The organism is Gordonia sp. ALPHA1B1 (genome assembly GCF_005502615.1).
GTDB lineage: Bacteria > Actinomycetota > Actinomycetes > Mycobacteriales > Mycobacteriaceae > Gordonia > Gordonia hongkongensis.
The window spans coordinates 68,247-93,964 of the sequence record NZ_SCOC01000003.1 but is presented as its reverse complement, the minus strand read 5'-3'; the positions used below and the strand labels follow the sequence as shown (position 1 = coordinate 93,964).

At 69.8% G+C, this 25,718-nt stretch carries 25 protein-coding genes; 12 read left to right on the top strand and 13 right to left on the bottom strand.

From position 1 onward, the window contains the following. The first annotated feature begins 19 nt into the window (after positions 1 to 19). Complete coding sequence (gene msrB / locus FFS52_RS02785) at positions 20 to 451, top strand: peptide-methionine (R)-S-oxide reductase MsrB (protein ID WP_058250317.1); 432 nt, start codon at positions 20 to 22, stop codon at positions 449 to 451. 21 nt (positions 452 to 472) lie between these two features. Here the strand turns inward: msrB and hemQ are convergent, their stop codons facing one another. From hemQ to hemE, 3 genes are read right to left on the bottom strand one after another with little or no spacing between them, the layout of a single operon-like run. Beyond that, positions 473 to 1,168, bottom strand: coding sequence for a hydrogen peroxide-dependent heme synthase (gene hemQ, locus FFS52_RS02780; protein ID WP_058250316.1), 696 nt, complete (start codon positions 1,166 to 1,168; stop codon positions 473 to 475). 57 nt (positions 1,169 to 1,225) lie between these two features. Beyond that, complete coding sequence (locus tag FFS52_RS02775; protein ID WP_137808750.1) at positions 1,226 to 2,632, bottom strand: FAD-dependent oxidoreductase; 1,407 nt, start codon at positions 2,630 to 2,632, stop codon at positions 1,226 to 1,228. After that, positions 2,632 to 3,696, bottom strand: a complete 1,065-nt coding sequence (gene hemE, locus FFS52_RS02770) for a uroporphyrinogen decarboxylase (RefSeq protein WP_137808749.1) — start codon at positions 3,694 to 3,696, stop codon at positions 2,632 to 2,634. Before hemE ends, FFS52_RS02775 begins: the two co-directional genes overlap by 1 nt. A 93-nt stretch (positions 3,697 to 3,789) precedes the next feature. On the opposite strand from hemE, the gene FFS52_RS02765 reads away from it, so the two are divergent. The 3 genes from FFS52_RS02765 (at position 3,790) to FFS52_RS02755 (ending at position 6,286) form a co-directional block, all read left to right on the top strand. Then, complete coding sequence (locus tag FFS52_RS02765) at positions 3,790 to 4,416, top strand: DUF3000 domain-containing protein (protein WP_137808748.1); 627 nt, start codon at positions 3,790 to 3,792, stop codon at positions 4,414 to 4,416. After that, positions 4,413 to 5,702, top strand: coding sequence for an HRDC domain-containing protein (locus tag FFS52_RS02760; RefSeq protein ID WP_137808747.1), 1,290 nt, complete (start codon positions 4,413 to 4,415; stop codon positions 5,700 to 5,702). Before FFS52_RS02765 ends, FFS52_RS02760 begins: the two co-directional genes overlap by 4 nt. 155 nt (positions 5,703 to 5,857) lie before the next feature. Continuing rightward, entirely contained in the window at positions 5,858 to 6,286 is a 429-nt protein-coding gene (locus tag FFS52_RS02755) for an SRPBCC family protein (protein ID WP_068969826.1), read from the top strand. 320 nt (positions 6,287 to 6,606) lie between these two features. On the opposite strand, the gene FFS52_RS02750 is transcribed toward FFS52_RS02755, so the two are convergent. From FFS52_RS02750 to FFS52_RS02735, 4 genes are all read right to left on the bottom strand, one after another. Next, positions 6,607 to 7,746, bottom strand: coding sequence for a glutamate--cysteine ligase (locus FFS52_RS02750; protein ID WP_249356395.1), 1,140 nt, complete (start codon positions 7,744 to 7,746; stop codon positions 6,607 to 6,609). 41 nt (positions 7,747 to 7,787) lie between these two features. Then, complete coding sequence (dxs, locus tag FFS52_RS02745) at positions 7,788 to 9,746, bottom strand: 1-deoxy-D-xylulose-5-phosphate synthase (RefSeq protein ID WP_137808745.1); 1,959 nt, start codon at positions 9,744 to 9,746, stop codon at positions 7,788 to 7,790. 150 nt (positions 9,747 to 9,896) lie between these two features. Then, a complete protein-coding gene (locus tag FFS52_RS02740; RefSeq protein WP_137808744.1) occupies positions 9,897 to 11,204 on the bottom strand; it encodes a TRAM domain-containing protein in 1,308 nt (435 codons plus the stop codon). Further along, positions 11,201 to 13,216, bottom strand: a complete 2,016-nt coding sequence (locus FFS52_RS02735; RefSeq protein WP_137808743.1) for an APC family permease — start codon at positions 13,214 to 13,216, stop codon at positions 11,201 to 11,203. The genes FFS52_RS02740 and FFS52_RS02735 overlap by 4 nt, the downstream gene beginning before the upstream one ends. 78 nt (positions 13,217 to 13,294) lie before the next feature. Here FFS52_RS02735 and FFS52_RS02730 point away from each other — a divergent pair, with 78 nt between their 5' ends. Continuing rightward, positions 13,295 to 13,963: a TrkA family potassium uptake protein gene (locus FFS52_RS02730; protein WP_137808832.1), complete on the top strand. Its 669-nt coding sequence runs from the start codon at positions 13,295 to 13,297 to the stop codon at positions 13,961 to 13,963. A 22-nt stretch (positions 13,964 to 13,985) separates the two neighbouring features. Next, positions 13,986 to 14,648 (top strand): TrkA family potassium uptake protein, encoded by a 663-nt coding sequence (locus FFS52_RS02725; RefSeq protein WP_137808742.1) that lies wholly within the window; start codon positions 13,986 to 13,988, stop codon positions 14,646 to 14,648. Here FFS52_RS02725 and FFS52_RS02720 read toward each other — a convergent pair. Beyond that, entirely contained in the window at positions 14,629 to 15,243 is a 615-nt protein-coding gene (locus FFS52_RS02720; protein WP_091344242.1) for a DUF3159 domain-containing protein, read from the bottom strand. The two genes, FFS52_RS02725 and FFS52_RS02720, sit on opposite strands and share 20 nt — an antisense overlap. Positions 15,244 to 15,347: 104 nt before the next feature. Continuing rightward, positions 15,348 to 15,722 (bottom strand): OB-fold nucleic acid binding domain-containing protein, encoded by a 375-nt coding sequence (locus FFS52_RS02715; protein WP_004018839.1) that lies wholly within the window; start codon positions 15,720 to 15,722, stop codon positions 15,348 to 15,350. Between the two features lie 378 nt (positions 15,723 to 16,100). Here FFS52_RS02715 and FFS52_RS02710 point away from each other — a divergent pair, with 378 nt between their 5' ends. After that, positions 16,101 to 16,832 (top strand): alpha/beta hydrolase, encoded by a 732-nt coding sequence (locus tag FFS52_RS02710; RefSeq protein WP_137808740.1) that lies wholly within the window; start codon positions 16,101 to 16,103, stop codon positions 16,830 to 16,832. A 24-nt stretch (positions 16,833 to 16,856) separates the two neighbouring features. Here the strand turns inward: FFS52_RS02710 and FFS52_RS02705 are convergent, their stop codons facing one another. Continuing rightward, entirely contained in the window at positions 16,857 to 17,747 is an 891-nt protein-coding gene (locus FFS52_RS02705; protein ID WP_137808739.1) for a DUF3710 domain-containing protein, read from the bottom strand. A gap of 109 nt (positions 17,748 to 17,856) precedes the next feature. After that, positions 17,857 to 18,342: a dUTP diphosphatase gene (gene dut, locus FFS52_RS02700; RefSeq protein WP_065628893.1), complete on the bottom strand. Its 486-nt coding sequence runs from the start codon at positions 18,340 to 18,342 to the stop codon at positions 17,857 to 17,859. Positions 18,343 to 18,364: 22 nt separating this feature from the next. On the opposite strand from dut, the gene FFS52_RS02695 reads away from it, so the two are divergent. Further along, positions 18,365 to 18,937: a DUF3093 domain-containing protein gene (locus FFS52_RS02695; protein WP_137808738.1), complete on the top strand. Its 573-nt coding sequence runs from the start codon at positions 18,365 to 18,367 to the stop codon at positions 18,935 to 18,937. Positions 18,938 to 19,034: 97 nt separating this feature from the next. On the opposite strand, the gene FFS52_RS02690 is transcribed toward FFS52_RS02695, so the two are convergent. Beyond that, positions 19,035 to 19,334: a DUF4193 domain-containing protein gene (locus tag FFS52_RS02690; RefSeq protein ID WP_004018846.1), complete on the bottom strand. Its 300-nt coding sequence runs from the start codon at positions 19,332 to 19,334 to the stop codon at positions 19,035 to 19,037. Between the two features lie 410 nt (positions 19,335 to 19,744). Here FFS52_RS02690 and cei point away from each other — a divergent pair, with 410 nt between their 5' ends. Beyond that, positions 19,745 to 20,437, top strand: a complete 693-nt coding sequence (gene cei, locus FFS52_RS02685; RefSeq protein ID WP_065628895.1) for an envelope integrity protein Cei — start codon at positions 19,745 to 19,747, stop codon at positions 20,435 to 20,437. Between the two features lie 54 nt (positions 20,438 to 20,491). On the opposite strand, the gene FFS52_RS02680 is transcribed toward cei, so the two are convergent. Further along, positions 20,492 to 21,418 (bottom strand): inositol monophosphatase family protein, encoded by a 927-nt coding sequence (locus FFS52_RS02680; protein ID WP_137808737.1) that lies wholly within the window; start codon positions 21,416 to 21,418, stop codon positions 20,492 to 20,494. Positions 21,419 to 21,587: 169 nt separating this feature from the next. Here FFS52_RS02680 and ppgK point away from each other — a divergent pair, with 169 nt between their 5' ends. The 3 genes from ppgK to FFS52_RS02665 all read left to right on the top strand — a co-directional run bounded on the left by ppgK (position 21,588) and on the right by FFS52_RS02665 (position 25,471). Next, complete coding sequence (gene ppgK / locus FFS52_RS02675; RefSeq protein WP_137808736.1) at positions 21,588 to 22,406, top strand: polyphosphate--glucose phosphotransferase; 819 nt, start codon at positions 21,588 to 21,590, stop codon at positions 22,404 to 22,406. Between the two features lie 56 nt (positions 22,407 to 22,462). Further along, on the top strand, positions 22,463 to 24,028 hold the full coding sequence (locus tag FFS52_RS02670; protein WP_137808735.1) for an RNA polymerase sigma factor: 1,566 nt from the start codon (positions 22,463 to 22,465) through the stop codon (positions 24,026 to 24,028). 393 nt (positions 24,029 to 24,421) lie between these two features. Next, positions 24,422 to 25,471 (top strand): sulfite exporter TauE/SafE family protein, encoded by a 1,050-nt coding sequence (locus FFS52_RS02665; RefSeq protein ID WP_137808734.1) that lies wholly within the window; start codon positions 24,422 to 24,424, stop codon positions 25,469 to 25,471. The last annotated feature ends 247 nt before the right edge of the window (positions 25,472 to 25,718 follow it).

Here is a 25,718-nt window from a genome sequence, read left to right as displayed (position 1 = left end):
GCGCGCTACCGTGGAGGACATGACCGACAGCACCCCGTCGACCGACGCCGAGAATCTCGCCGAACTCACCGACGAGCAGTGGCGCCAGCGCCTGACGCCGGCCGAGTACCGTGTCCTCCGCCAGGCGGGCACCGAGGCGCCGTTCACCGGTGAGTACACCGACACCAAGACGGTCGGCATCTACCGGTGCCGCGCCTGCAACACCGAACTGTTCCGTAGCGAGCAGAAGTTCGAATCGCACTGCGGCTGGCCGTCGTTCTTCTCCCCGCTCGCCGGCGACAAGATCATCGAGGTCGAGGACAACTCGTTGGGCATGCGGCGCGTCGAGGTGCTCTGCGCGAACTGCAAGAGCCACCTCGGCCACGTCTTCGCCGGTGAGGGCTACGACACCCCCACCGACCTGCGCTACTGCATCAACTCCATCAGCCTGACGCTGGAACCGGCCGAGTAGCAGCCGGTCCCTCGGCGCGGCTCAGGGCAGGGCGTCGATCAGCGCCGGTACCTCGACCCGCGGTCCGGTGAAGAACGGGGTCTCCTCGCGCACGTGCATCCGCGCCTCCGTGGCGCGCAGATCACGCATGAGATCGACGATGCGGTGCAGCTCCGGCGCCTCGAAGGCCAGCAGCCACTCGTAGTCACCCAGCGCGAACGACGACACCGTGTTGGCGCGGACGTCCTTGTACGCACGCGCTGCCTTGCCGTGGTCGGCGAGCATCTTGCGCCGCTCCTCGTCGGGCAGCAGGTACCACTCGTAGGACCGCACGAACGGGTACACGCAGATGTAGTTGCCGGGGTCCTCGCCCGCGAGGAACGCCGGGATGTGGCTCTTGTTGAACTCGGCGGGCCGGTGCAGCGCGACGTTGCTCCACACCGCGTTGCACGCCCGTCCCAGAACGGTCTCGCGACGGAACTTCGCGTAGGCGGCCTGGATCGGCTCGACGTCCTCGGCGTGCCACCAGATCATGAAGTCGGCGTCGGCGCGCAGACCCGACACGTCGTAGACACCGCGGACGACGACGCCGGTGTCCTCGAGGGACTTGAAGAAGTCCGCGGCGTCGGATTTGGCCTGATCGCGATCAGCACCCAGTTCACCTGGGCGGACCGCGAACACCGAGAACATCAGGTAGCGGATCGTCGAGTTGAGTTCTGCGTAATCCAAGCGGCTCATGGGTGCCATCGTGCCACCGGCGCCCACCCGGCGACCAGGCAGGTCAGCGGAGTCGGGTCACGTCAGATCTGCCAGCAGTTCGGCCGCCGCGCGACCGGCCCGGCCGATACATGCCGGCACCCCGACCCCGGCATACGACGACCCGGCCAAGGCCAGACGCGACGGCCGCGCGGCCAGCACCTGCGACATCGCGGCGAGGTGCCAGGGCGCATACACCGGCAGTCCGTCGTCCCAACGCTGGACGTATGCGTCGACGACCCGCAACGACACCGGTGCGACACCGGCGGCGCGGCACACCTCGTCGAGGTCTTCGAGTGCCTCACGACGCAGCCGGTCGTCGACGCCGGGTTCGGTCGTCTCATCCGGTACCACCGCACCGAACCTCCCGAACGACGCCCGCACCGAGACCGGCCGGTCTCCATCCGACAGATGCGCCCACTTCTGCGAGCTGAACGTGAAAGCCTTGGCGCGCAATCCTTCTCCGGTCCCCACCAGCACACCGGAGTGATCGGGCAGCTCGGTCCCCGGCGCGAGCGCGATCGACACCACCACCGACGAGGCGCCCCGGACCGCGCGCAACGGCGCAGACAGGTCCGGCGCGGACCGACCCAGTAGCTCCCCCGCCCGCCAGGCCGGCACGGCCAGGAGCACGGCGTCGTACGGTCGCGGGTCGCGAGCCGTACCGAAGTCGAGCACCCACCCGGCCCCCGACGGAGTGACTTCGGTGACCGGACACGAGATCTCGGGTTCGACGCCGGCCGCGGCCCGCAGGGCGTCGAGGAGGACTTGGTATCCGCCCACGAGGGCGCCGAAGACCGGCCCCGAGGCCCCGGCCCCCGCGGCGATGAGGTCGCCGACGGCAGCGGTGAGCGACGGCGCGCCCGCGTCGAGGCGCGTGGCCAGCGCCGGTAGCGCCTCGCGGACCCCGATGTCGCCGGCGAGACTGGAGTACACACCCCCGAGCATCGGGTCGACGCTGCGCGCCACCACCGAGGGCCCGAACCGGTCGGCGACCAGCTGCCCGACCGACGTATCGGTCCCGGCTTCCCACCGCATCGAACGGTCGGGTTCACCGGACATGCGGTCGACGTCCTCGGGGTCGGCGAGACCGTCGACGACGGCCGGTCCGGCCGGGATGCCAATCAGCGCCGGACTGGGCAACGGATGCAACCGCTTACCCGACCACACCGCGGGACGGCGCGGCGTCGGCGAGACGATCCGGTCGGCGAGGCCCAGTTCGGTGACGAGTTCGAGCGCCTCGGGTCGCCGGACGATGAACGCCTCGGCCCCGACGTCGACGGCCCGACCGCCGACCGTCGTGGTGTGCAGGACCCCGCCCACCCGTCCGGAGGCCTCGAGCAGGTCGAGGTGCGCGTCGGGCCCGAGCGCACGACGAAGGCGGTAGGCGGCGGTCAGACCGGAGATCCCGCCGCCGACGATCGCGATCCGGACCCGCGGGGACATCAGAGGCTGTGGATCACTTCGACGGCCCGGGTCAGCACGTCCGGGTCGGTGCCGGGCAGCACGCCGTGTCCGAGGTTGAAGATGTGCCCGACCGCCCCGGCGGCGATCGCCCGGTCGCCGTCGGCGACCACCCGGCGGACCTCGGCGCCGACGACGTCGGGGCCGGCGAACAGCAGTGTCGGATCGAGGTTGCCCTGCACTGCCTTACCCGGACCCACCCGGCGCACGGCCTCCTCGAGCGGCACACGCCAGTCGACGCCGATGACATCGGCACCGACATGCGCCATCGGGGCGAGCAGCTCACCGGTGCCGACGCCGAAGTGGATGCGCGGGACGCCGTACCCGGCGACCTCGGCCAGGACACGGGCGCTGTGCGGTGCGACGAAACGCTGGTAGTCGGCGGCCGACAGCATGCCCGCCCACGAGTCGAAGAGCTGGATCGCGTCGACTCCGGCCTCCAGCTGGACACGCAGGAACGCGATGGTGATGTCCGCGAGGCGCGCCATCAGCTCGGCCCACGTCTCCGGGTCGCCGTGCATCATCGCCTTGGTCCGCTCGTAGTTGCGGCTCGGGCCGCCCTCGATGAGGTACGAGGCCAAGGTGAACGGCGCTCCGGCGAAGCCGATCAGCGCCGCCTGGTCCCCCAGCTCGCCGAGCAGCAGTTCGATGGCCCGCGCGATCGAGCCGACCGCTGCCGGTTCCAGCCGCGGGATGCGCGACACCGCGTCGGGCGAGCGCACCGGCTCGGCGATCACCGGCCCGGTGCCCGCGACGATGTCGAGGTCGATGCCGGCGGCCTTGAGCGGCACCACGATGTCGGAGAACAGGATCGCCGCGTCGACGTCGTGCCGGCGGACGGGCTGCATGGTGATCTCGCAGACCAGTTCGGCGTCGAAGCAGGACTCCAGCATGCCGTGATCGGCGCGGATGGCCCGGTATTCGGGCAGCGAGCGACCGGCTTGCCGCATGAACCACACCGGACGGCGTGACGGGGTCGCGCCGGTGGCCGCGGCGACGAGCGGCAGGTTCGACCTATGGACCCGGGTACCAGTTGCGTTCGACATCACCGCTTACTCTGCCATGCCCCTCGATCTGCGCACGGGTGGTCCTCGGCGCGCCTCCGCCGTGGCCGGGCACCCCAGCCCTACGGTCGAACGGTGACCTCTTCGGGAGCTCCGGACGAGCCTGCTGATTTCCGCGCGGCGGTGGAGTCGCTGCATGCTGCCCGGGTGCGCCGCGAGATCGAGGTCGGACCGATCCGGCCGCCGCAGCGCCTGGCGCCGTACAGCTACGCCGTCGGTGCCGAGGTGCGCCCGCCCGAGGACCTCGACGTGGTGCCCACGGATTCGCAGGGCAGCGCGTTCGGGCGCCTCATCCTGCTGTTCGATCCCGCCGGACAGGACGCGTGGAACGGCACCATGCGCCTCGTCGCGTTCCTCCAGGCGGAGGTGGAGGCCGCCCTGGCCATGGATCCGCTGCTGCCCGAGGTGGCCTGGAGCTGGCTCAGCGACGCCCTCGGCGTCCCGGTGGGCGCGACCGCCACGCCCGACGGTTCCGCCCACCGCGTCGAGGTGACCGCGCTCGGCGGCACCGTCACCTCCACGACGTCGGTCCGGTACGGCGACATCGCCGGACCTCCGCGCGCACATCAGCTCGAGGTGCGCGCCTCGTGGACCGCCCTGAGTTCGGACGGCCTGAACCACCACCTCGAGGCGTTCTGCGACGTCCTCGCCTCCGCCGCCGGCCTCCCGCCGGTCGGGGTCACCGAACTCGGCGCGACGTGAACGACTCCGCCCCCGGGGATGCGGCCGAGAACCCGATCGAGCCGGACCCCGCGCCGGAGGTCACCCCGCTGCTCCGGCCGGCCGACGGCGTGCCCCCGGTACTGGCGACCGCCAGCGAATTCGCCGACGCGGCAGCCGCTCTGGCCGCCGGCGACGGGCCGATCGCCGTCGACACCGAACGCGCGTCGGGCTACCGGTACTCGCAACGCGCCTATCTGATCCAGATCAAACGACGCGGATCAGGGAGCTTCCTGCTGGACCCGATCGGTGATCCCGGCGCGCTGGCGCCCGTCATCGACGCGATGCGCGGACCAGAATGGGTGCTGCACGCGGCCGATCAGGACCTCCCGTGCCTCCGCGAACTCGGTTTCGAGTGCGTCGAGCTGTACGACACCGAGCTGGCCGGACGCCTCCTCGGCCTGGCGAAGGTCAACCTCGCCGCGATGGTGGCGGAGTTCCTCGGGCTGGGACTCCTCAAGGGACACGGCGCCGCCGACTGGTCGCGCCGCCCGCTGCCCGACGAATGGCTGAACTACGCCGCGCTCGACGTCGAGGTCCTCGTCGAATTGCGCGACGCCATGGACGCCGCACTCGCAGAGGCGGGCAAGGACGGCTGGGCGCGAGAGGAATTCGCGTACGTCCTGGGCCGGCCACCGGCACCGCCGCGCACCGACCGGTGGCGCAAGACGTCGAACGTGCACACCGTCAAGTCCACCCGCGCCCTCGCCGCGGTCCGCGAATTGTGGACTGCGCGTGAGGAACTGGCGCAGCGTCGGGATGTCGCGCCCGGACGTGTCCTGCCCGACACCGCCATCGTCAACGCCGCGACCGTGAACCCCCAGTCCATCGCCGAACTCACCAAGCTGCCGGTCTTCGGCGGCCCGCGTCAGCGCCGTCAGGCCGGGATCTGGATGTCCGCGCTGCAGCGGGCGCGCGAGATCCCCGACAACAAGCTGCCCTCGCGGAAGTCGACCGGACCGGGCCTGCCCCCGGTGAGCCGGTGGGATCAGCGCAATCCGGAGGCCGCGGCGCGGCTGCAGGCGGTCCGGCCGGTGCTCAAACAGATCGCCGAAGACCACACCCTGCCGGTGGAGAACCTCCTCGCACCCGATGTGGTGCGACAGTTGTGCTGGGACGGGTTGCCGGAACCGATCACGACCGAGGCGCTCGATGCACATCTGGCCGCCGCCGGCGCCCGCACGTGGCAGCGGACGCTCTGTGTGGAGGCCCTGACCGAGGCCCTCCTCGACGCCGCCCGACCAGGGCCGACGGCGGCCGCCGAGTAGATCGCCCAGCCCGACGAGACCCCCGGCCATCGCGCTGTGGCGCCGACCTTCGCGTACATTCGGGGGTCACGACCCGAATGCCATCACCCGAGTACGCGAGCCACCGGGAAGTCACCTCCGGTGTGCACACCACCTTCCGCGATGGGAGCAGTTCCGTGGCCACAGTCTCCGTCGGCATCGACTCCGACCTCGAACCGAGCGCAGCATGGGCGCTCGCCAGCAACCTCTCGCGCTTCGACGAGTGGATGACCATCTTCGGCGGGTGGCGCTCGCCGGTCCCCGACACGATCGCCGAGGGCACCACCATCTCCTCCCTCATCAAGGTCAAGGGCTTCCGCAACGTGATCCATTGGACCGTCACCGACTACGACGAGCCGCGGCTCATCGCACTGTCGGGAACCGGCCGCGGCGGGGTGAACATCGATCTGGCGATGAAGGTCGACGAGATCGCCGACGGCTCGCACTTCGATCTGTCGGCCGAACTGTCCGGCGGTCTGCTCAACGGCTCGGTCGGCAGGCTTGTCGCCAAGATCCTGGAATCCGATGTGCACAAGTCGATCTCGAACCTGGCGACACTGCGCTGAGTCGATCGGGGCCGACCTGACCCCTCTGCACCCTAATCCGAGGAACCACCAAACCGCTGGTCTGTGGGGTGCAAGCGACCCCCTTCCTCCGCTCCCTGAGGTGCGAGGAGCGCCAGCGACGAGCCACGAAGGGTTCGCGACGCATCTCACCAGGACCCTTCGTGACGGCCTCCGCAAGCTCCGGCCTCCTCAGGGAGCAGTAGTAGGGCTCGCCGCGAGCACACAGGTTTCTTTCGTAGTCCAGGACGGCCGTCAGGCCGCTGGTACTGAGGTGCGAGGAGCGCCTAGCGACGAGCCCCACGAAGGGCAGGCGGCCGTCGTCAGCCAGGCGGGTGCAACGTCGCGGCCCGGACCACGGCGAGAGCCGATCCGGACTCCTCGAAGAGGCGCCGCTGCCGAGTGGCTCCGTTGCCCTGCAGACGCAGCCGGTCCAGCGTCTGTACGACGCCGTCCCGCTCACCGAGTCGGTCCAGCGCCGGCGCGACCACGGTGAGCAGCTGTTCGACTCGCGTCCAGACCGGCACCAACGCGCCGGTCGTCGGATCGAGCGCACGCCCGTCGACGCCGTCGTGGGCGGCGATCCAGTACGCGGCCGACAGCAACGCCGGATCGAGGTCCGCGGCCGGGAACCGCCGGTCCTCCGCGCGCAGGTCGTCGAGGGCGGTCATCACCGCCGCACGGACGAGGGTGGCGAAGGTCTGCGTCTCCTCCACCCGCATCTGCACGTCCCCGACCCGCACCTCGACCGTGGGCAGATGATCCGACGGCCGGGCGTCCCAGTACAGCATGTGCGGGTCCAGGATCGTGCCCGTGGCCACGAGGAGTTCGACCGTCTCGGCGAAGTGTTCGGCCGAGCGCAGGTGCGGTGGCGGTCCCGCCGCCGGCCATCGCGACCAGAGCACCGAGCGCCAACTGGCGTGGCCGGAGTCGGCGTCGCGATAGATCGCCGAGTTCGCCGACAGCGCAAGCATTATCGGTAGCCACGGGCGCAGGCGATTGCACACCGCGACGGCGGTGTCGGTGTCCGGGACACCCACGTGGACGTGACAGCCGCTGATGCCCTGTTCGTGTGCCAGCATGCCGTACCGCGCGGCGATCGCCCGGTAGCGGCCGGTGTCGGTCACCGGAAACGACTCGGGCACGCGTGGCGGCACCCCGCAGGCGACCACGTCGACGCCCACGTCGTCGGCGGCCGCCGCCAGGATGCCCCGCAGCCGGTGCAGGTGGTCGCCGATCTCCTGACTCGTCGCCGCGGTCGGCGTGGCGATCTCCACCTGCGACGAGGTGAGTTCCAACTCGAGGTCGAGGCCGCGCGCGGATGCCGCGGCCGCGACCTCGCGGTTGCTCCCGACCGGCCGTCCGGTCTCCCGGTCGACGAGGACGAACTCCTCCTCGACCCCGAGGGTCGGCGCCGGCGTGCCCCGGAAATCCCCGCCCGCGGAACCGTGCTCGTCGTTCACACGGAGAAAATGCCCAGCGGCGGCATCGGTCAAACGGGACGTCAGTCCTCGACACGGCTCTCGGCCGGATCGGGCGTGTTCTCGATCGCCCGGTCCAGGCCGGGACCGGCCTGCATGCCCGAGACCGTCGCGGTGATCGACCGAGCGAGGTCCTGCGCGGTCAATCCGAGATCGGCCAGGATCTCGGTGCGCGAGGCGTGCGCGATGAACTCCTGCGGGATGCCCTTGATCTGTACCGGTACCAAAACCTCTGCCGCCGACAGCGCGGCGGCGACCGCGGAACCGACGCCGCCGCTGGTGCACCCGTCCTCGAGCGTCACGACGAGCCGGTGGCGGCGCGCGACCTCGACCACCGAGGTGGGCACCGGCAGTACCCAGCGCGGATCCACGACCGTCGCATCGATTCCCTGACGGGCCAGGCGTTCGGCGGTGTCGACGGCCAGCCCGCAGAAGGCACCGACCGCGACGATGAGCACATCGCCGCCCGCCGGACCGAGGTCCCGGTCCGTCCGGTGCAGCACGTCGACACCGTCGTCGAGCCGCTCGACCGCGCGGATGTCTTCGGGGACAGCACCTTTGGAGAATCGGAGGGCCGTGGGGCCGTCGGCGACGCCGAGTGCCTCGTCGAACTCCTCGCGCAGCCGGACGGCGTCACGGGGTGCGGCGACCCGCAGGCCGGGCACCATCGCCATCAGCGAGAGATCCCACATGCCGTGGTGGCTGGGGCCATCGGGTCCGGTGATGCCGGAACGGTCGAGGACGAGCGTCACCGGCTGCCTCAGCAGCGCGACGTCCATCAGCAGCTGATCGAACGCGCGGTTGAGGAACGTCGAGTAGATCGCGACAACCGGATGCAGTCCGCCGAGCGCGAGTCCGGCCGCCGAGGTCATCGCATGCTGTTCGGCGATGCCGACGTCGAACATACGGTCCGGGTAGCGTTCGCCGAAGGGGGTGAGGCCCGTCGGTCCGGGCATCGCCGCGGTGATCGCGACGACGTCGGGACGGTTGGCGCCGGCGTCGAGCAGTGCGGCGGAGAACACGGCGGTCCAGTCCTGGGGTGAGACGCTGGTGGGCCGGCCGGTGATCGGGTCGATGATGCCGGTCGCGTGCATGAGGTCGGCGACGTGGTTCTCGGCGTGGGCGTAGCCCATGCCCTTGCGGGTCACGGTGTGCACGATCACCGGGCCGCCGAAGTCGCGGGCCTGCCGCAGCGCCGACTCGACCGCGTCGATGTCGTGACCGTCGACGGGCCCGACGTACTTCAGTCCGAGATCGGTGAACATCGCCTGCGGGGCCAGGAGGTCCTTGAGCCCGCTCTTCATCCCGTGCAGGACGGCGTATGCCGGCTCCCCGACGACGGGCACCTGCTTGACGACGCGACGACCCTCGTCGAGGAACTTCTCGTACCCGGGCTGCAGGCGCAGCCCCGACAGGTGGCTCGCGAGTCCGCCGATCGTCGGCGCATACGACCGACCGTTGTCGTTGACGACGATGACGACCCGGCGGTTGCAGGCGGCGATGTTGTTGATGGCCTCCCAGCACATACCGCCGGTCAGGGCGCCGTCGCCCACCACCGCGACCACCGTGCGATCCGGCTGACCGGTCAGTTCGAAGGACTTCGCGAGCCCGTCCGCATACGACAGCGCCGCCGACGCGTGCGAGGACTCCACCCAGTCGTGGTCGGACTCCGCGCGCTCCTGGTAGCCGGTGAGCCCGCCGCGCTGGCGCAGCTGATCGAAGCCGTCCTTGCGTCCGGTGACGATCTTGTGGACGTAGGACTGGTGGCCGGTGTCGAACAGGATCGGATCCGAAGGCGAGTCGAAGACGCGGTGGATGCCGAGCGTCAACTCGACGACTCCGAGGTTCGGTCCGAGATGTCCGCCCGTGGCGGCGACCTTCTCGATCAGGAACGTCCGGATCTCGGCCGAGAGGACCTGCATCTCCTCGTCCGACAGCGGCCGGAGATCGGCCGGCGAGCTGATCCGGTCGAGCACACCCATCGTTTCCTCCATCACCGGCGAGACGCCAGGTCGGCTGTCGAGCCGGAGAACGTCCGGCACATGTCTGGTCAGTCTACGGAAGCATTCGTCGCGAGCCCGATCGACGGATGGCCGACGCGTCGGGACCCGGACCTCGCGAGCGCGCCCCGCTCACCCGTCGGCGGCCGGAATGAGGCAGGCCACCGCCTCCACGTGGTGTGTCAGCGGGAAAGCGTCGAAACCGCGTATGTCGACGACACGGAATCCGCGTGCGGCGAAGTATCCGAGATCACGTGCGAATCGGGCGGCGTCGCAGCCCACGTGGACCACGATGCCGGGCCGGGCGTCGGCGATCGCCCCGATCACCCGTTCCCCGGCTCCGGTACGCGGGGGATCGAGGACGACGACGTCCGGCCGCGCGGTGAGGTCCGTGATCCGGGCCGCGACCTCCCCGCGATGGGTGTGCACCCGATCGCCGTCGCCGGCGAAGGCCCGCTCGGCGGCGTCGAGTGCGGCCGGATCCGAATCGACGATGTGCACCGTGTCCGGCGCACCGGCCGGGCCGTCGAGCAGTGCGCCCGCGAACACCCCTGCCCCGCCGTACAGATCCCACGCCACGCGTGGCGGTCCCCCGAGATGCGCACCGACGAAGTCGACGACGGTCTCGGCGTAGGCCCGCGGCGCGTCGCGGTGCGCCTGCCAGAATCCCGAGACGGGAATGTCCCACGACCGCCCGCCGACCCGCTGGACGGCCGTCGCCCCACCTTCGACGACCCGCTGGGCACGGGGCCGTGCGTGCCGAGCGCGGTTCTGCTGCGCCCGGCGCCGGCTGTCGGCGCGGCCCCGGCGCGGCTCCGCCACGGGCGCGAGTTCGGTGATGTGGCGCGCGCCGTCGGCGTCGAGCACGACGGCGAGTTCGGAGTGCGTGGTGAAACCGCGGTCGGCGAGTCCGTCGAGCATTCCCGGGGCGGGCTGGACGCAGGCCTCGGTGACGACGCCGCGGCCGCGGAACGCCGACTGCCCCGGGCGCCCCCGGCCGTCCACGGCCAGGCGGGTCCGGATTCGCCACCCCACCTCGGCGTCAACGAGACGCCGCACGCCGTCGGTCGCCAGCTCGGTGCCGGCCACGATCTCGCCCGGTAGACGACCCACGCGATCCAGGACATCGAGCAGCACAGCCTGTTTCAGGTCCCGCGCATGGTCGGGCGTCACGTGCGCGAGGTCACAGCACCCGGCCCCGGCCGCAGCCGCCGGACACCGCGGCGCCACCCGGTGCGGCGAGGCGTCGAGCACCTCCGCCACCTCAGCCCGCCAGTACGAGTCGTGCCGGTCGTCGGTGATGTCGGCGACCACCCGTTCGCCGGGGATCGCCCCGCGGACGAACACGACGCGGCCGTCGGCGCGGCCCACGGACTCACCGCCGTTGGCCGGACGGTCGACGGTCACCTCGACCCGGCGCGGTGTTGCCGGGCCGCTCACGGTCGCCGTTCGGGTTCGCCGAGCGCACGACGGGTCTCCCCCGGCGCCCAGTACGCGCGGTCTTCCTTGCGCCGGTCCGACGAGGTGAGCTGCCACGGCACCGAGGTCACCATCACGCCGGGCTCGAACAGCAGCCGGCCCTTGAGGCGCAGCGCCGACTGGTTGTGCAGGATCTGCTCCCACCAGTGCCCGACGACATACTCCGGGATGAACACGGTCACGACGTCGCGCGGCGACTCACGCCGCACCCGGCGCACGTATTCGATGACGGGCCGGGTGATCTCGCGATAGGGCGAGGCGATGACCTTCAGCGGGACCGTGATGTCACTGGCCTCCCACTCCGAGACGAGCTTGCGGGTGTCGCGGTCGTCGACGTTGACCGTGATCGCCTCCAGGACGTCCGGACGGGTGGCCCGCGCATACCGCAGGGCCCGCTTGGACGCCATGTGCAGGCTGGACACGAGCACGATCGAATGCGTGCGGCTGGGCAGGACGGCCTCGTCGTCGTCCTCGGCGCGGTCGAGTTCGCGCTGCACCGACGCGTAGTGGTGATGGATGAGTTTCATGATCACGAACAGCGAGACCATCGCGATCACCGCGATGTAGGCACCCTCGGTGAACTTGGTGATCAGGACGACGACCAGGACGGTCGCGGTCATCACCAAGCCGACCGTGTTGACCACCCGGGACTGCATCATCCGACGCCGCGCGCTCGGGTCGGTCTCGGTACGCAGCAGGCGGGTCCAGTGCCGCACCATGCCGGTCTGGCTCAGGGTGAACGACACGAACACGCCGACGATGTAGAGCTGGATCAGCGCTGTCACCTGCGCCCCGAACGCGACGACGAAGACGATCGCGGCGATCGCGAGGAAGAGGATGCCGTTGCTGAACGCCAGGCGGTCGCCTCGGGTGTGCAACTGGCGCGGCAGGTAGCGGTCCTGCGCGAGTACCGAGCCGAGCACCGGGAAACCGTTGAACGCCGTGTTGGCGGCCAGCAGCAGGATCAGCGCGGTGACGGTGGCGACGAAGAAGAAGGCCGGCGGGAACGAGTCGAAGACGGCATGGGCCAGCTGGGCGATCATGGCCTTCTGCTGGTAACCCTCCGGCGCCCCGATGAGGTCCTGCTCCGGGTTCATCACGTACTTCGCGCCGATCTTCTCCGCCAGCAGCACGATGCCCATCAGCAGGGTGATGGAGAACGCGCCCAGCAGCAGCAGTGTCGTCGCGGCGTTGCGCGACTTCGGTTTCCGGAAGGCCGGCACCCCGTTGCTGATGGCCTCCACCCCGGTGAGCGCCGCACAGCCCGAGGAGAACGACCGGGCGACGAGGAAGATCAGCGCCAGCCCGGTGAGGTTGTCCTGTTCGGGCACGATGCCGAAGTCGGCGGTCTCGGAATGGATGTCCTGACCGAGCACGTAGATCTCGGTGAACCCCCAGATGAGCATGCCCAGGACACCGATGATGAACCCGTAGGTCGGGATCGCGAGCACGGCCCCGGACTCCTTGATGCCACGCAGGTTGACCGCGGCGAGCAGCATGATCGCGCCGACGCAGAACCACACCTTGTGCTCTTCCACGAACGGGATCGCCGAACCGATGTTCTCCGCCGCCGACGTGACCGACACCGCCACCGTGAGCACGTAGTCGACGAGCAGAGCGCTGCCGACGGTCAGGCCCGCGTTGGGACCGAGATTGACGGTCGCGACCTCGTAGTCGCCGCCACCCGAGGGATAGGCGTGCACGTTCTGGCGGTAGCTCGCGACGACCACGGCCATGACGACGGCGACGGCGATCGCCACCCAGGGCGTGAACGCCAGCGCGCTGATGCCGGCGACGGACAGGACCAGGAAGATCTCCTGCGGCGCGTACGCCACCGAGCTCATCGCGTCGGAGGCGAACACCGGCAGGGCTATCCGCTTGGGCAGCAGCGTGTGACCGAGCGTGTCGCTGCGGAAAGGCCTGCCGAGCAGGAGGCGTTTCGTCGCGACGGACACCTTGGAGACGGTGGACACCAGGCAACCCTAGAGCGTTGGCGCCGAGGCGGGTAGGTTCGACTCGCGGCAGACGAGCCGCGTGTGGAGAGGAATGCCGTGCAGGTGGTCATCATGGGTTGCGGGCGGGTCGGATCCGCGCTCGCGATGTCGATGCAGAAGCGCGGACACGACGTCGCGATCATCGATCGGGATCCGAGCGCGTTCGTGCGGCTGAGTCCCGACTTCGCGGGCCGCACGATCACCGGGGTCGGGTTCGACCGCGAGATCCTCGTCAAGGCGGGCATCGAGCACGCCGACGCGTTCGCCGCGGTGTCCTCCGGGGACAACTCGAACATCATCTCGGCGCGAGTGGCCCGCGAGAACTTCGACGTCGAGCGCGTCGTCGCCCGGATCTACGACGCCAAGCGCGCCGAGGTGTACGAGCGACTCGGCATCCCCACGGTGGCGACCGTCCCCTGGACGACCGAGCGATTCGTCTCGGCGCTCGGCGAGACGACGACGATGGAGTGGCGCGACCCGTCGGGTTCGCTGGCGATCGCCCAGATCGACGTCGACGACTCGTGGATCGGGATCTCGGTCGGCAAGTTCCAGGAGCAGACCGGCGCGCGGGTGGCCTTCCTCAGCCGTGTCGGACGTCCGGTTCTCCCCGAGGCGAAAACCGTTCTGCAACAAGATGATGTGGTCTACGGAGCGGTCATGCTCGACAACCTCAAGAACGCCCGCGGCGTCGCTGCGCGGCCGTTCACCCAGAACGAGTCCGGATGACCCGGGCCGAAGGAGTCCCGAAGTGAAGGTCGCCATCGCCGGAGCCGGCGCGGTCGGGCGCTCGATCGCCCGCGAACTGCTGGTGAACGCCCACGAGGTCACGCTCTTCGAGCGCAACGCCGGCCACATCGACACCGACGCGGTCGTCGGCGCGGGCTGGGTGCTCGCCGACGCGTGTGAACTCGCCAATCTCGAAGAGGCGCAACTACAGACCTACGACGTCATGATCGCCGCGACCGGCGACGACAAGGCCAACCTCGTCGTGAGCCTGCTCGCGAAGACCGAGTTCGCCGTCAACCGGGTCGTCGCCCGCGTCAACGACCCGCGTAACGAGTGGCTGTTCGGCGAGGACTGGGGCGTCGACGTCGCCGTCTCGACCCCGCGCCTGCTCGCCTCCCTGGTCGAGGAGGCGGTGTCCGTCGGCGATCTGGTCCGGCTGATGACGTTCCGTCAGGGGCAGGCCAACCTCGTCGAACTCACCCTGCCGTCGAACACTGCCCTCGCCGGCAAGCCCGTCCGGAAGCTGGAACTGCCGCGCGACGCCGCGCTCGTCGCGATCCTGCGCGGCGGCCGCGTCATCGTCCCGCAGCGCGACGACCCCATCGAGGGCGGCGACGAACTGGTCTTCATCGCGCCCACCGAGGCCGAACCCGCCCTCTATGAGGCTATGCAGATCGCGCGGTGACGTCCGCGTCCGGCGGGGTGCCGGCGCGCGCCGCCTCGGCTCGCTGCGCCCGGCGGACCAGGAGGATCGTCGCGAGCACCACGAGCGCGGTCAGCGGCCACCCCATCGCGATGCGCGCGAACGCCAGCCACCCGGTGGCCCCGTCGTCGTACAGTTCCGACTGCGTGAGGTAGCGCGCCGCGAAGAGCACCGCCCACAGTGCGGTGGCGATGTCGTAGGCGCGGAGGATGGACCGCTGCTTGCGCCAGCCCGAACCCTCGCCGTTGATCAGATGCCAGGCCACCCCGATGAGGGGCCACCGCACCAGGATCGAGACGGCGAACACGATCGCATAGACGAGGGTGCTCCAGATCCCGAAGAGGAAGTAGCCCTTGGCATCCCCCACCCGGTCGGCGATGAAGACGCAGATGGCGACGCCGAGCAGACCCGAGATCGCGGGGGTCAGGGGTTCGCGGCGCACGAGCCGTACGACGAAGAGCAGCGCCGCCACGCCGAGGGCCGCGTAGATGGCGGTCCGGAGGTCGAAGAAGGAGTTGACGGGGACGAACACCACCACGGGCACCGTCGAATAGACCAGGCCGGAGACGCCACCGATCTGTTCGAGGACCGTGGGCGCCGTCCGCTCGGGTGCTGACTGTCCGGGTGCCGACGGTTCGGCGTCCGGCTGTCTCGAGGCCGGATGCTCGGGGACCGGACCGGTCACTCGTCGACGCCGTGCAACTCGTAATAAGGGTTGTAGATCACCTTGTGGCCGTCCTGCTCGGCGAGCCGGCCCCGGACGGTGACCTTGCGGCCGGGCTCGATGCCGGTGATGCGGTTACGGCCCAGCCACTTCAGCATCACGATGTCGGAGCCGTCGAAGAACTCGGCCTTCACCCCCGCCTTGGCCGAGCGCGAACAGGTCTCGACCGCACGCAGTTCGCCGTGCATGGTGACCTCGTCACCGCGGCAGCACTCGGATGCGCGCTGGGCACCTGTCGCCTTGGATTCCTCGGCGATCTTCTCTGCGTCGGCGTCACCGAGATCTTCGGTCAGCCGACGGGTCAGTCGTTTGAGATAGCCGGCAGTGGGCATCTCGACCCTCCCAATGGATTTCGGCCGGCACCGCAGGGCTGTAGAGAGCGGTGTCCGTGGGTCGCCGAACGAGTGATCGGTGACCTGCCCGCCAGCGTAGACCTCGGCCTCGGCCAGTGACAACGTCGGCGACCGCGGGGCCATTCCGTGGTCGCCGGACCCCCGCTGTCCAGGTCTGCGCGGGGGCCTCGGGACACCTTAGTGGTGTGTCTCAGAAACAGGCGACTGGCCTCCGCCGTTCGATCGGCGCCTGGCCGCGTTGTCGTCGGTCGAGATAGCTCCGCTATCCCTCCATCCTCCGCCTTGCCAGACCACCGATCGCTCCACCGGATACCGGCCGCCTCTTTTCGAGACACACCACTAGGGGATGATGCCCTGATGCCTGGCACCGACGGTCCGCACCGCCCTCGCCCGACAGCTCTGGTCGGCATCCCCGGAACGGGCTCCGACGCCGATCACGTCACCCGTTCCTTTCAGCGCGCCGCAGCTGACCTGGGGGTCGAGCTCATCGCGCTGGACCCGACGACGCCGCTGATCGACGGCCACCTCCGCGGACTGGAACGGGCCGCCGGAGCCCACCGCTCGATCCTGGTGGGCGGCGTGTCGATCGGGGCCGCGATCGCGCTCGAGTGGGCCCTGCGCGACACCGACCGACGCTGCGTCGGGGTGCTCGCCGCGCTGCCGGCATGGAGCGGCGACGCCGACTCGGCACCCGCGGCAGCGAGTGCCGGCGCCACCGCCGAGGCGCTCGAACGCGACGGACTCGAGGCGACCATCGCGGCGATGGCGAGCAGCAGCCCGGCCTGGCTGGCCGCGGAACTGACCCGGTCGTGGCGGCGTCTGCACCCGGGCCTCGCCGGCATGTTGCACGAGGCGGCTCGCCATCGGGCGCCGACGCCGGCCGAGATCGCCGGGCTCACGGTGCCGCTGGCCATCGTCGCGGCCGCCGACGATCCGATCCACCCCGTCGCCGTCGCCCGCGAATGGCATGCTGCCGCACCGCGATCGACCCTCGTCGAGATCACGCTCGACGACTGGGGCCACGATCCGGGTGTGCTGGGAGACGAGCTCCGGGCCGGGCTTGTCGAACTCACCGACCCGCCGGGGTGATCGGAGCCCGGTGTGGCCGGAGCTTCAGCGGCGGCGGCGGAAGCGCTGCATCGCCGAGCCCGACGACGGCGGCAACGGCTCCTCGTCGACCTCGGGATCGGCGGGAGCCGCGGACTCCACTTCCGGGGCGGCGGCCGCCTCCGGCTCGTCGCGGTAGGCGTTCTCCCCGTAGACGGTGGCGTGGGCTACCTGATCGAGCGCACCCCCGGCAACGGGTACCGAATCGTCGGTCGCGTCCTCGGTGGTCGCGGCACCCGGGCCCGCGTCCTGTGCGGTGGGGTTCTGGGCGGAGGGGTCCGGGGATTCTTGTCCGGCCGGGGGGCCGGCGAACATCTGCTGCTGGGCGGCCGCGACCTGCTCGGCGAGCACCGGCGGCAACACGACGGGCAGCGGATCCCGCGGGGGGAACGGCTCGGACCCGCGTCGGACCACCGTCTCGGCCAGTACGGCGCGGCTCAACCGTGCGAGGTCGTCCGCATGCTCGGTGGGTCCGCTGCCCACGCATCGGACGAGCCAGCGCGGGCCGTCGACCCCGATGAACCGGTGGGTCGCACCGTCCGTCTCGGCGACCACCTCACGCCCCCAGTGCCCGTCTTCGACACTCGTGGCCGCGCCGTCGTCGCGGAGGGAAGCGGCCAGCTCACGGACCACCTCACGCCACATCCCGGGGGACTTGGGTGCGGCGAAGGCGCTCACCGAGATCCGGCCGATGGGGGTCACCAGATACACGTTCTGCGGCTGGTGGGCCTCGGACATCTCGACGGTGACCTGTCCGCCCTCGACCACCGGGACCAGCACCGATCCGAGGTCCAGATGGGAGTTCTCGAGCTCTTGCGGCCGGGTCGCCAGTGCGTCGATGTCGTAGGGGCCGCGCGCCTGACCGACCCGCAGCTCCTCTGATCCGTCCTGTGCCATCGCGTCACTCCTCGTTCGTCACCGCCGGCGACAACGATCCGCCGGACACACGGGAAACACTAATCGACTCCCGTCGGGGAGAGCCCCGGGCGACAGTTCGCCGCAGAGGTCAGGCGAGAATCGCCGATCCCCCGCTCGATCCGTACCCGCCGTCGCCGCGTGCGGTGTCGTCGAGTTCGTCGACCTCGACGAAGTCGGGCAGCTCGACGCGCTGCACGATCAGCTGGGCTATGCGGTCGCCCCGCGAGATGGAGATCGTCTGCTCCGGATCATGGTTGATCAGACAGACCTTGATCTCCCCGCGATAGCCCGCGTCGATGGTGCCGGGGGTGTTCACGACCGACAGGCCGGCCCGGGCGGCCAGTCCCGACCTCGGGTGGATCAGCCCCACGGTGCCGATCGGCAACGCCACGGCGATCCCGGTCCCGACGAGTTGACGGCGTCCGGCGGGCAGTTCGAGATCGATCGTCGAATAGAGATCGACCCCCGCATCCCCTGGGTGCGCCCTGGTCGGCAGCGGTAGGTCGGGATCGAGGCGTCGGAGCGCGATCGGCGCCGGGTCAGCGGGGTGCGCAGGGGGGAGATCTGAGGCCACGCAGGCAGACTACGCTGGTCACGTGACCGCAGATCATTCGCCCGAGCGCCCCGGAGGACCCTCGGACGCCTCCCCCGCACCCACCGGGCGGAACGCCGGCGTCACCGACTCGACCGCCGATCTGTTCGACGAGCGCCTGTACGTGCCGTGGTGGTGGTGGTGGGCAGCCGTGGTCCTCACCGGCGTGGTGGGCTACGAGATCCAGCTGTCGGCGCGCGGGAGCGCCTGGAGCGTCATCGGATACGTGGCCACCGGCGTGCTGTGCGTCGTGATGCTGTGGTCGATGAGCCGTACTCGCATCCGGGTGACCGCGGATCGGGAGCTGCATGCCCACCGTGCGGTCCTGCCGCGCGCCGTCGTCGCGCGGGCGGCGACGGTCCCGGCGACCGCGAAGAGCGCCGCACTCGGGCGGCAGCTCGACCCGGCGGCCTATCTCGTGCACCGCTCCTGGGTGAAGACGATGGTCCTCATCGTGCTCGACGACCCCGACGACCCGACACCGTATTGGCTGGTCTCGACACGTCGGCCCGCCGAACTCCTCGCGGCACTGGGCGTCGACGACGCCGCGGCCGACCGTCCCGCACCCACCGCCTGACCCGGGCACGACTTCCTACCCGAGACACGACGAAGGGGCCGCGCCGTATTCGGCGTCGGCCCCCTTCATCAGCTGTGACAGCTGGACTCAGTTCATCTCACGCGCAGTCGACGCAGATGAGCGAGCTTCCGTTCTCCTCGGCCAACCGGCTGCGGTGGTAGACGAGAAAGCAGCTGGTACAGGTGAACTCGTCGGCCTGCTTGGGGATGACACGCACGGACAGTTCCTCGCCCGAGAGATCGGCGCCCGGGAGTTCGAAGGACTCCGCGGTATCACTCTCGTCGACATCCACTGCCGAGGACTGCGCCTCGCTGCGTCGAGCCTTCAGTTCTTCGAGCGAGTCCTCGTTGAGGTCCTCGGTCTCCGTCCGTCGTGGCGCGTCGTAATCTGTAGCCATTCCTTGCCTAACTTGTCGAGAGTGTGAGGGGCGCTCACGGTGACGGCGCTGGCGTCGCCACCCGGTGTTATTGCGCACGACTCCGCCGGGATTGTCTTACCGATGGGGTCACTGCAACGTCGTCTCGGGCGAGATTCGTACCAGAGGATCAGACGTATTGCGTGATTTCGATCACGGTTTCATATCGGGCGCACCCCGGGTCTGGAAGCGCGGGCGCCCGAAGCATAGTCGACACGCTATCGAAGGTCAATACCCGGGACCCAACTCGTCGGTAAGTTTCGGTTCGGCGCCCGATCCATGCCCCGGTACACCCCAGTCGTACCGCTCCCGGCGAGGCTCGCGGGGCACTGCGGGGTCACCCTCTACAGTGATCCGAGATCACGCAACGCCCAGTGAGGAGTCAGTCCACGGTGGTGTCGAAGATTACGGTCGGCTATCCGACCGACGAGCAGGGCCGACCCTACCGTCGGCGGCGCTACGCACCGGCGATCGTCACGGTCGTCGTCCTGATGGTCGTCGGCGTGGTGGTGTGGGCGGTTGCGCTGGGCGGCGGCGAGTCCGAATCCGTTCCGACAGCGTGCAATCAACCGACTCCGCCGACGTCGGTGGAAGCGGGCGCGCCACCTCCGCCGGCCCCGCCGACCCTCACCGTCGTCGGACGGGACGAGATGCTCGGAGTCGCTCCGGCCCCGCTGTCGACCTTCGGCGTCCGCGTCCTCAACGCCTCCGACGAACGAGGCGCGGCCCGCACGGTGTCCGACGACCTGACCGCGCAGGGGTTCAGCCCGGTGCCGGACACGCCGTACGCCGATGACCCGGTCTATCCCAATCGGGATCTCAACTGTGTCGCACAGATCCGGTTCGGGCCGGCCGGTCGCGCGGCGGCGGCGGCCACGTGGCTGGCGTTCCCGTGCGCCCAGCTGGTCGACGACGGCCGGCGCGGTACGGCCGTCGACGTCGCACTCGGGGTCCACCACTCGGGTGGCGAGATGTCGCAGGACGCGCAGGCTGCCCTGGAGGCGCTGCGGTCGGCGGATCCGAAGAACCCGGCGAGTGGTGTCGACCCGGTCCTCGTCGAGGCCGTGCACTCCGCCCCCTGCTGACCTCCGCACGCCGTGCGGCGGCCGCCGACCCCATGGCGAGACGCGGGAGGGCCGTCAGGTGAGCGGGCTGCGGGCGTCGAATTCGTCGAGCAGCGCGAGGAATTCGTCGGCAACCCCGGGCGCGACAGCGACGGTGATGTGACCCTCGTCGGCCCGTGAATCCGGTGGCGGAGTCTGGACGACGGCGCCGGCCTCGGCGGCGATCAGCCCGCCGGCGGCCCAGTCCCACGGGCTCAGACCGTGTTCGTAGTGGGCGTCGACCGCGCCGGTCGCGACCATGCAGAGGTCGAGGGCCGCGGCGCCGATGCGTCGGACGTCGCGGACACGAGGGAGCAGTTCGGCGACGATGCGTCCCTGCTGCCGGCGGCGCGCCGCGTCGTACCCGAAACCCGTTGCGACGAGCGCCAGTTCGGCCCTGTCGACCGGATTGCAGCGGAGCGGCCGGCGTACCCCGGCGGAGTCCGCCGCCCACGCTCCCCCGCCGAGGGTCGCGCCGTACGTGACGTCGCGGGCGACGTCGACGACGACCCCGGCGACCGACTGTCCGTCGACCTGGGCCGCGATGGACACCGCATAGGCCGGCACGCCGTACATGAAGTTGACGGTCCCGTCGATCGGATCGACCACCCATCGGACACCGGTAGGCACCGCCCGGCTCCCGCCGTCCTCCTCGCCCAGCACCTCGTCGTCGGGGCGCGCCTCACGGAGCAGTGAGCGGATCAGGCGTTCGGTCTCGGTGTCGGCGAGGGTGACCGGATCGGTTTCCGTCGACTTCGTCGACACGGGCTGCACCGTCGACTTCGTCGACACGGGCTGCACGGTGGAATCCACCGCGGCGGGCTGCGGCGGCTCGCCGTGTCCCGGTGTCGCACCGAACAATTCGGGCCGGCGGCGACGTACGTGCGCGGCGGCCTCCCGGGCCACGGCGCCGGCGACCGCGGCGAGCTCGTCCACCGGAATTGTCTGATCCACGCCCTCCATGTGAGCACATGGCCGGTGCGCACCACCGATCGCGGTGACCGATCTCTCCCCCTGCGTGGTCGAATCGTGTCGACATGCGTTGCGATGACGGGCGTTGCGCCGGTCGCGTGAATAGGCTGGTCTCGGATTGCCCCCACCCTCAGACACCGACCCGGACAGGGAGCCCGCCATGACCGACACGTCCGTCCCCGGATCGTCCGACTCCGATGTCGCCGGCCCCGATGATCCGACACCTCCGAAGAACCTCGGTTTCGGGGTCGACGTCGGCGGTTCCGGGATCAAGGGCGGCATCGTCGATCTCGACACCGGTGAACTCGTCGGCGAACGGTTCAAGGTGCTCACCCCGCAGCCCGCGACACCCGAGGCCGTGGCCCGGGGCGTCGCCGAGGTGGTCGCGCATTTCGACTGGACCGGCCCGGTGGGTGTCACCCTCCCCGGGGTCGTGACCGACGGGATCATGCGCACGGCGGCGAACATCGACAAGGCCTGGATCGGCACCGACGTCTACGACCTCTTCAGCGGACACCTCGGCGGTAGGCAGGTGTCGGTCCTCAACGACGCCGACGCCGCGGGTATGGCCGAGGACGCGTACGGCGCGGGCAAGGGCGTCGCGGGGGTCGTGATGCTGCTGACGTTCGGAACCGGTATCGGGTCGGCGATCCTGATCAACGGCACCCTCGTGCCCAACACCGAGCTCGGTCACCTACAGGTCGGCAAGAAGGAGGCCGAGCACCAGGCGTCTTCGCGTGTCCGCGAGGAGAAGGGCTGGTCGTACGAGAAGTGGACCGAGAAGGTCTCCGAGGTCCTCGAGACCTACGAGGCGCTGTTCTGGCCGAATCTCTTCATCGCCGGCGGCGGTATCAGCCGCAAGTCCGACAGGTGGATTCCGCTGCTGACCAACAAGACGCCCGTGGTACCGGCGACGCTGTTGAACACCGCCGGCATCGTGGGTGCGGCCATGGCAGTGTCCCAGGGGCTGAAGACGTGACGCCGCGCAGGGCGTGACCAGGGCTTTGACACACCGGGGACGGCGATGTCGTTACAATGGTCGTCACCGGTCATTCCAACCGAGAAACCAAGACCTCGTCCACGGCGGCTCATGCTGCCGTGTCGCGTCTGGTGACAGACGACAGAAGACACCACAGAAGACAGTTCGAAAGGTTGTACGTGGCAGCCATCACGACCCACCAGGGTGATGCAGAGGCCGAGTCGACGGAGTCGACCCCAGCCGCGACCGACGCCCCGGCGAAGCGAACCGCCAAGAAGGCTGCGAAGAAGACCGCCGCCCGCAAGGCCCCCGCCAAGAAGGCCCCGGCGAAGAAGGCCACCAAGAAGGCGGCACCGAAGAAGGCCGCCAAGAAGGCCGCGTCCGCGGAGGGTTCCGGCGACGATCCGAACGCCGAGCCCGACGACCCGGACTCGATCGACGACATCGACGGTCCCGACGCCGAACTCGAGGACGTCGAGATCGACGACGATCTGGAGGTCGACGACGACGACTCCGAGGACGAGTCGGAGGACGACGACGAGTCCGAGGAGGCGACCGCGCCCGCCGCCGGCGGCGCAACCCCGGCCGCCGCGAAGGCCGCGTCCAAGGACGAGGCCGCCGCCGCGAAGTCCGGCGACTTCGTCTGGGACGAAGAGGAGTCCGAGGCGCTGCGTCAGGCCCGCAAGGACGCCGAGCTCACCGCCTCCGCCGACAGTGTCCGCGCGTACCTGAAGCAGATCGGCAAGGTCGCCCTCCTCAACGCCGAGGAAGAGGTCGAACTCGCCAAGCGCATCGAGGCCGGACTGTTCGCCACCGAACGTCTTCGGCGCATCATGGATGCCGGCGAGAAGCTCAGCACCGCCCAGAAGCGTGACCTGAACTGGATCTCCCGCGACGGCAACCGCGCCAAGAACCACCTGCTCGAGGCGAACCTGCGCCTCGTCGTGTCGCTGGCCAAGCGCTACACGGGCCGCGGCATGGCGTTCCTGGATCTCATCCAGGAGGGCAACCTCGGTCTGATCCGCGCGGTCGAGAAGTTCGACTACACCAAGGGCTACAAGTTCTCGACATATGCCACCTGGTGGATCCGTCAGGCGATCACCCGCGCCATGGCCGACCAGGCCCGCACCATCCGGATCCCGGTGCACATGGTCGAGGTCATCAACAAGCTCGGTCGCATCCAGCGTGAACTCCTCCAGGACCTCGGCCGCGAGCCGACGCCGGAAGAACTCGCCAAGGAGATGGACATCACCCCGGAGAAGGTGCTGGAGATCCAGCAGTACGCCCGGGAACCCATCTCGCTGGACCAGACCATCGGCGATGAGGGCGACAGCCAGCTCGGCGACTTCATCGAGGACTCCGAAGCCGTCGTCGCGGTCGACGCGGTCAGCTTCACGCTGTTGCAGGATCAACTGCAGTCGGTGCTCGAGACCTTGTCCGAACGTGAGGCCGGCGTGGTCCGCCTCCGCTTCGGACTGACCGACGGCCAGCCCCGCACCCTCGACGAGATCGGGCAGGTGTACGGGGTGACCCGCGAGCGCATCCGTCAGATCGAGTCGAAGACGATGTCCAAGCTGCGCCACCCGTCGCGCTCGCAGGTCCTGCGTGACTATCTCGACTAGTCGGTGACGACAGCACCCTCATCGCCCCCGGAACCTCGCGGTTCCGGGGGCGATGTCGTTCTGCCATCCACATCGACTTCGATCTGTCAATAGTTCTGCGCGCTCCGATTTGGACACGACCGGATTCTCGGGCTTTCGGGGACGCACTACATAGGATGGCGCGGTGACTTACGCAGTGACCGGGAGCAGACGCGGCGCCATGCTGGTGCGTCGTGCCACCGTCGACCTGCTGCGCACAGCATCGATGCTGTGTCTGTGACGCGACAGACCCCACCCGAGGGCGAGAACGCCACCTGCGATCCCCTCCTCCGCGTTCCACTTCGTCGCGGGCACTGAGTGCCTGCCCCAGCCTCGTCACGTCCCTGACGGCGTGACTTCCCGGAAAGACCCACTATGAGAACGATTGTCCTGATCGGCCTCGTCGGCTTCGCTGCTCAGCTCGTCGACGGCAGTCTCGGCATGGCTTATGGCGTCACCACCACGACCCTCCTCCTCGCCATCGGCACCAACCCGGCTGCCGCCTCGGCCACCGTGCACCTGGCCGAGATCGGCACCACGCTGGTCTCCGGCGTCTCGCACTGGAAGTTCGGGAACGTCGACTGGCGCGTCGTGCGCCGTATCGCGATCCCGGGAGCCATCGGCGCCTTCCTCGGCGCCACGATCCTGTCGAGTCTCTCCACCGAGACCGCTGCGCCGGTCATGGCCGTGATCCTGCTGGTGCTGGGGCTCTACATCCTGGTGCGGTTCACCTTCCAGGGCATCCCCCGCCACAACCTCGGCAAGCCGCTGCGCAAGCGATTCCTCAGCCCGCTCGGATTCGTCGCCGGATTCGTCGACGCCACCGGTGGCGGCGGTTGGGGTCCGGTCGGCACCCCGGCCATCCTGGCCAGCGGCCGTCTCGAGCCCCGCAAGGTGATCGGTTCGATCGACACGAGCGAGTTCATCATCGCCGTCGCCGCGAGCCTCGGCTTCCTGTTCAGCCTCGGTTCGCAGGGAATCAACTTCGCATGGGTCGCGGCCATCCTCGTCGGCGGCGTGATCGCCGCTCCGATCGCGGCCTGGCTCGTGCGTCACATCCCGCCGCGTCTGCTCGGCGCCTCGGTCGGCGGCCTGATCGTCCTCACGAACACCCGCAGCCTGCTGAAGAGCGACTTCATCGACGCCCCCGGCTCGGTGCGCAACGTCTTCTACATCGTGATCGCCATCGCCTGGGCCGCGGCGTTCGCCTACTCGCTCCGCGAGTACCTGCGCGACCGGGAGAACGAGTCCTCCGACGCGGTCACCCATTTCCGCGAGGAGCAGGAAGAGGCGCTCGTGGGCGCCGAGGGCGCGGAACGCCCCGGCTCCGAGGGAACGTCGACGTCGGACATCCCGGCCGCCGAGTCCGCACCCGAACCCGATGCGGGTGCGAGCGGAACACACACCCCCACGCGGACGAGCTGACCGAACGACTCGTCCCGCGCACAACGCGTAGAGTGGTGCGACCCGGCCCCATGGCCGGGTCGCATTGCGTTCGGACGATCGTTGTTCAGTTGTTGCCTGGTGTAAACGGTGAGTGACGACACACCGAGAGCACCCTCGGAACAATACGAACGCCCCGAGCGTCTGACAGAGTGAGGTTGACGCATCGCCCGGATGTGTCGGCTCGAAGGGAAGGCGACCGGACACCCGGCGCCGGACCGGGACGGAG

Bases quoted from the DNA above. Each gene is read 5' to 3' on its own strand.
- FFS52_RS02680 (WP_137808737.1), bottom strand. From the start codon at position 21,418: ATGGAGGGCGTGGATCAGACAATTCCGGTGGACGAGCTCGCCGCGGTC.
- FFS52_RS02775 (WP_137808750.1), bottom strand. From the start codon at position 2,632: ATGTCCCCGCGGGTCCGGATCGCGATCGTCGGCGGCGGGATCTCCGGT.
- FFS52_RS02665 (WP_137808734.1), top strand. From the start codon at position 24,422: ATGAGAACGATTGTCCTGATCGGCCTCGTCGGCTTCGCTGCTCAGCTC.
- dxs (WP_137808745.1), bottom strand. From the start codon at position 9,746: ATGGGTGTGCTCGACCGGATCAGCTCGCCGGCCGATCTCCGGCCGCTG.
- FFS52_RS02690 (WP_004018846.1), bottom strand. From the start codon at position 19,334: ATGGCTACAGATTACGACGCGCCACGACGGACGGAGACCGAGGACCTC.
- hemE (WP_137808749.1), bottom strand. From the start codon at position 3,696: ATGTCGAACGCAACTGGTACCCGGGTCCATAGGTCGAACCTGCCGCTC.
- FFS52_RS02705 (WP_137808739.1), bottom strand. From the start codon at position 17,747: ATGGCACAGGACGGATCAGAGGAGCTGCGGGTCGGTCAGGCGCGCGGC.
- FFS52_RS02710 (WP_137808740.1), top strand. From the start codon at position 16,101: ATGCCTGGCACCGACGGTCCGCACCGCCCTCGCCCGACAGCTCTGGTC.
- FFS52_RS02670 (WP_137808735.1), top strand. From the start codon at position 22,463: ATGGTCGTCACCGGTCATTCCAACCGAGAAACCAAGACCTCGTCCACG.
- msrB (WP_058250317.1), top strand. From the start codon at position 20: ATGACCGACAGCACCCCGTCGACCGACGCCGAGAATCTCGCCGAACTC.
- hemQ (WP_058250316.1), bottom strand. From the start codon at position 1,168: ATGAGCCGCTTGGATTACGCAGAACTCAACTCGACGATCCGCTACCTG.
- FFS52_RS02715 (WP_004018839.1), bottom strand. From the start codon at position 15,722: ATGCCCACTGCCGGCTATCTCAAACGACTGACCCGTCGGCTGACCGAA.
- ppgK (WP_137808736.1), top strand. From the start codon at position 21,588: ATGACCGACACGTCCGTCCCCGGATCGTCCGACTCCGATGTCGCCGGC.